Here is a 4,801-nt window from a genome sequence, read left to right on the forward strand (position 1 = left end):
AGCTAGCTGCTAGTAGCTAGAAGCTCCATGCGAATGGCTCTACCCATCAGCGCCGTCCACCAGCTCGACAAACTGAAATATTCCACTTACCACAGAGCTTCATAGCCGTCTTCCATAATTACGAGACCTACACCCATGGCCCTCATAAGGGCTGAAAGAAACGGCAGATCCCGCAGAAAAAGATCCGTCTGCCGGTTGCTTTTTTCCAGGAGAATCCGTCCCTCCACCTGGGTTTCCTTTGGAAGTTTCAGTTCATCTATGATTTTGCCATCATCCATAGTGGCCAGGTGAGTAAATATTCTCAGTACCGCTGCCAGCAGGGAATCCCCGGACTCCGGGATTTCCAGTACCCGCAGGAGGGAATAGCCCTCCTTCCCTTTTTCTGCATCATACAGAAGAAGGGAAGGCCGCCCGGTCTGCTGGAAACGGCTTCCCAAGAAAAGAAGGTCATCAGAAAGCACTCTGCCAAAAGGAGGAAGTACCTTTTGTTTCCTTATATTTTTAAAATAATGGTTCTTTATAAGAAATTCTGCCCGGCTTCCTTCTATACGCCGATAAAGCCCTTTAGTAAGGGACATCCAGATATCCCTGTGCGACAGCAGCCACTCTGCCAGCACCTGGCAACAGGGTTCCCCGGTATCCGAAGTAATCCCCATGCGATTCATATAGTCCTTCTGGTACAGAGACTCCGGATGTTTGCTATCCCGCTCTATAAGCGAAAGAAGTTCTGCCTTCGTATATTGTCCGGAAAGAAACAGTCCCTGGTTCACCGGTACCAGATGGAATCCATGGAACAGATACAGTTCCGATACGCCCAATATGATACCCAACTTTTTCAGTGGCAGGGGCATCCGCTTCTTCTCCTCCAGACCATACCGTTCATTGGAAGCACCGGTCACCAGAGAAACTGCCCTGATTTGGAAAGCCGCCGGCAGGGAAAGGGCCTTGGACAAAACAACCGGATTCACTGATTCCTTCCAGGACCAGAGCCGCAGCAGGCGGGCCAGGGCCGTTTCCTTTTCTCCTTCAGGCCTCATGTCAAACAGGGTCAGCACCTTTCCCTCCCTGTCAATGGATGAAAAAGCAAAACGTCCCCACTCCCGGACCTGACTGTCTTTCAGAACCACCTTCATGTCCAGTGCAAAACCGCGGTTGAAATCATTCTGTGTCAGAATACCATCCAAAAGCCGACTGCCTCCGGTCGATGCCTTATCCGCCACGGTAAGGTACATGGACCAGTTCGTATCAGTTTTCTGCATTTTTTCCGGATGGGCCGAAAGATAATTCAGGATCACCTCTTCGTAGGTCTTCCCTGTATCCGCCGTAATTCCCTCTTCTTTGATGTAACTCTTCATAAACAACAGGTCCGGATGCTGCAGGTCCTTTTCCAACTCTGTCAGCAGTTCCGTTTCCGTCAAAGCCATACCTATCACCTCGTCATAGTATACCTATATATTAACACATCAGAAAATGATGTAATCTGAATAATCAAACAGGATTCACATCATTTTATATTCCCGTTGGAAACAGATATCACACCTACCATTGCTCTTTTTATAGAGGAATGGTACACTGAAGTAGTAATTTCAGCTGTGGCTTTTCCCTTTTGAAATAATGAAGCCGCAACTCCAGATTACCGACTTTGTAAATCAGACAGACCGAGACAACTCCATCCCGATGTGTCCGCAGAAGCCCCCATCTCCAGTGGGGCCTTTTTGCGTGAATATAAAGAAAGCGGTTTTGGGATTCATTCTTTCCGTGAAATTACAACAAATAGGATTGACCCAGCCTCAGTACGTGCCAGTTGATTATACAAATCATAGGAAATATTTGACAAATGTATATATTAAACTTTCAAAATGATTTCAAGGTAAAATCAGTGTAAAAATTCCAACAAAAGTTTTAGAAAATCTGTTGACAGATTTATAAAGTGCTGGTATAATCAATTACGTTGTCGGGGCATAGCGCAGTTTGGTAGCGCACTTGGTTCGGGACCAAGGGGTCGCAGGTTCAAATCCTGCTGCTCCGACCATTTATGCGGGTGTAGCTCAATGGTAGAGCGCCAGCCTTCCAAGCTGGTTACGAGGGTTCGATTCCCTTCACCCGCTCCATTTTTTATCCGCCAGGGCGGATTTTTTTATAGGAACTCTGATTTGACAAACCCAGGTTCCTCTTGTAATATATATATGTTCATGCCGGTATAGCTCAGCTGGTAGAGCGACGCATTCGTAATGCGTAGGTCGCAGGTTCAAATCCTGTTGCCGGCTCCAACGCAAGGGGCTGTGAAATGGATTCATTTCACAGCCTTTTTCATTGATAGAAATTCAGCCAATTTCCGTTTGTCGAGCTGTCAGGGCGATGCTTACGGATAGAGTCATTCGCATGGAGCTTCTAGCTGCCAGGAAGGCTGATTCGCCTGCGGCGCTGCCCACCCGATATTTCCATCAGTTATTCGTGCCGTAGGCTGGCCAGCTTTCCTGGAAGCCAGGAGCTAGAAGCCCCCACACGAATGACTCTACCCATCAGCGCCGAACACAGCAGCTCGACAAACCGCAATTTGTATAAAAACAGGACACAGGATTTATGGAAAAACATTTTGATATCAACCGCGGCGGCTTCAGTATCCGCAGCAAACTCATCATCAATAACAATGACAAAAGTACCCGTTCTTTTGATGACGTGGTCATCGTCACCCACGGATTCGGCAGCAATAAGGAAACCGCCGGCACCTTCCACTTTGGAGAGCATCTGACATCCAAATACAAGGGCTTTGCCGTTATCGCCTTTGACTGGCCCTGCCACGGCATGGATGCACGGAAAAAACTGACCGTGGAAGAGTGCCTTACCTACCTCACCCTGGTGGTGGAATATGCCAAAGAAGAACTGGGCGCCAAACGGGTATATAATTACTCCTCCAGTTTTGGCGGCTACCTCACGCTCCGCTACCTCATCGAAGTGGGAAATCCCTTTACAAAAATCGCTCTCCGCTGCCCGGCAATTCATATGTACCAATCTATGATGGGCTACCTTTCAGAAGAGGATAAAGCCAAACTGCAGAAGGGAAAAGAAATTTCCGTAGGTTTCGAGCGGAAGATGAAGGTGGACCGGTCTTTCTTTGATGATCTTAAGAATTTTGACGTCATGGACCATGAATACTTTGACTTTGCAGATAACATGCTTATCATCCACGGCACAAAGGATGAAATGATCCCCATAGAGGATTCCAAAGCCTTTGCCGAAAACAATGTCATCGAATTCATCCCTGTGGAAGGTGCAAACCATCCCTTCCAAAATCCCAATCACATGGCCCTGGCCACCCACAAAATCATCGAATTCTTTCATGGCAATTAAAAAGGAAGCAGTCCCAAAGGCTGCTTCCTTTTTAATTGCCCGAATTCCGGCAAAGAATCAATAATCCTCGTCCCAGGCATTGATGTATACCGGTTCTTTTTCCAGCATCTCCTGCTGTTCTTTCGTAAAATGCTTTTTCAGGATGACCGCTTCATAGACAAATTCCCGGAAATAGGCTTCGGAGCATACGAAATATCCATTGTCTCCCACATCTTTTCCCCAGGAGTTTTCTATTTTCCAGCGGTCCGGCTTTCCATCTTCATCCAGATGGACACCGGTGAGAAGCATGGCATGGTTGGCGGAGCTGGCACTGTATTCCAGCCGTTTTCCCTTCTCCATGGCCGTAGAAAAGCCGCCGAGCAGGTCTTCATACCGCACAGTTTTCGGATCCCAGACCCCATCCTTCCGGGCTCCCGCTGCTCCGGCATCGCAGGCAAACCAGATGGCCTCCCCCGCCTTCAGCTGGGCAATGCAGAGATTTTCCATTTCCTGCTGGGTCAGATTCAATCCTTTCATATCATGGCCTGTCATGTTTTCCACCGCATGGAATGCAATCACTCTACCCACCGGTTTATCAAAGGTAGGCTCATTGATAACCGCCATATAATCCCGAAGGGAAATGCCTACGTATTTTTTATAGAACTCCCGAGGCGTCAGATGGCGGTCTTCATGGAACTGATTGTCCTTATCCCGATAAGTAAAATCAAAGGTTTCTACCGGCCTGCCAAAGGCGATGCATTCCGCCCGGTACACTTCTCCCATCATTTTTTCTTTTCTCGGATATGGATTCTTTCCTTCCGATACAAGCCTGCGAAGTTCCAGGGCATCCTTCCGGAGCAGCCGGTTCAGGGTATCCGTAAAACGGTCCGTATGGCCGGACTGGTAGGTTTCCGGCTGTACCTGCTTCGGCACAACACCGTATTTCTCGATAAGGTCCACCGCTTCTGACCAGTAGCCTCCATCGGTCATGCCCCGCAGCACATACTGCATGAGCTGTCCTTTGATGGGAGCCTTTGGATTTTCAATGACCATTTCCAGGAAATTATTGGCCTTTTCCAGTTTGTCGTAGAAGGAAAGGTAATTCTGGGACAGTTCAAACTGCTCCAGATGGCACCTCTCCGCCACCTTTTCCCGAAGAATATTGAGGGCCGCAAAGAGCCAGCACCGGCCGGACTGTTCCTGGGCAGTAATGCCCTTCGTCTTCACTTCGATGGTAAAGGGTCCCTTCAGCAGGGCCCCTTCCGAAACATCATAGGCCAGGTCCATCATCGGTGTCTTGGCCAGGGCCGAATGAAGAACCTTTGCCTTTTCATCACATTCATAGGATTCACGGAACTTTGCAAGCAGTTCCTCCGTAATTCCTTTCATAAATAACCTTCTTTCCGGTATGAAACCATTGCGGTTTGTAGAGCTGCTGTATTCGGCGCAGATGGGTAGAGTCATTCGCATG

General features: G+C 48.3%; 3 protein-coding genes and 3 tRNA genes. 4 read left to right on the forward strand and 2 right to left on the reverse strand.

Features of this window, described 5'->3' with window-relative positions; translation table 11 throughout:
- Positions 1 to 86 precede the first annotated feature (86 nt).
- Positions 87 to 1,424, reverse strand: coding sequence for a hypothetical protein (locus QZR21_RS08000; protein WP_296098341.1), 1,338 nt, complete (start codon positions 1,422 to 1,424; stop codon positions 87 to 89).
- Positions 1,425 to 1,955: 531 nt separating this feature from the next.
- On the opposite strand from QZR21_RS08000, the gene QZR21_RS08005 reads away from it, so the two are divergent.
- From QZR21_RS08005 to QZR21_RS08020, 4 genes are all read left to right on the forward strand, one after another.
- A tRNA-Pro gene (locus tag QZR21_RS08005) sits at positions 1,956 to 2,032 on the forward strand.
- A gap of 5 nt (positions 2,033 to 2,037) precedes the next feature.
- Positions 2,038 to 2,111: transfer RNA gene (locus QZR21_RS08010), tRNA-Gly, on the forward strand.
- An 83-nt stretch (positions 2,112 to 2,194) separates the two neighbouring features.
- A tRNA-Thr gene (locus tag QZR21_RS08015) sits at positions 2,195 to 2,270 on the forward strand.
- Positions 2,271 to 2,583: 313 nt separating this feature from the next.
- Positions 2,584 to 3,351 carry an alpha/beta hydrolase gene (locus QZR21_RS08020; RefSeq protein WP_296098338.1) on the forward strand — a complete coding sequence of 256 codons (768 nt, stop codon included), beginning with the start codon at positions 2,584 to 2,586 and terminating at the stop codon, positions 3,349 to 3,351.
- Positions 3,352 to 3,408: 57 nt separating this feature from the next.
- On the opposite strand, the gene QZR21_RS08025 is transcribed toward QZR21_RS08020, so the two are convergent.
- The gene (locus tag QZR21_RS08025; protein ID WP_296098336.1) at positions 3,409 to 4,719 is read right to left on the reverse strand and encodes an aminopeptidase C; all 1,311 of its coding nucleotides are present in this window, start codon (positions 4,717 to 4,719) and stop codon (positions 3,409 to 3,411) included.
- Positions 4,720 to 4,801 lie beyond the last annotated feature (82 nt).

It is taken from the genome of uncultured Dialister sp. (genome assembly GCF_900541605.1).
Taxonomy (GTDB): domain Bacteria; phylum Bacillota; class Negativicutes; order Veillonellales; family Dialisteraceae; genus Dialister.

Excerpts from the sequence above, each read along its gene's own strand:
- QZR21_RS08025 (WP_296098336.1), bottom strand. The coding sequence starts at position 4,719 with ATGAAAGGAATTACGGAGGAACTGCTTGCAAAGTTCCGTGAATCCTAT.
- QZR21_RS08000 (WP_296098341.1), bottom strand. The coding sequence starts at position 1,424 with ATGGCTTTGACGGAAACGGAACTGCTGACAGAGTTGGAAAAGGACCTG.
- QZR21_RS08020 (WP_296098338.1), top strand. The coding sequence starts at position 2,584 with ATGGAAAAACATTTTGATATCAACCGCGGCGGCTTCAGTATCCGCAGC.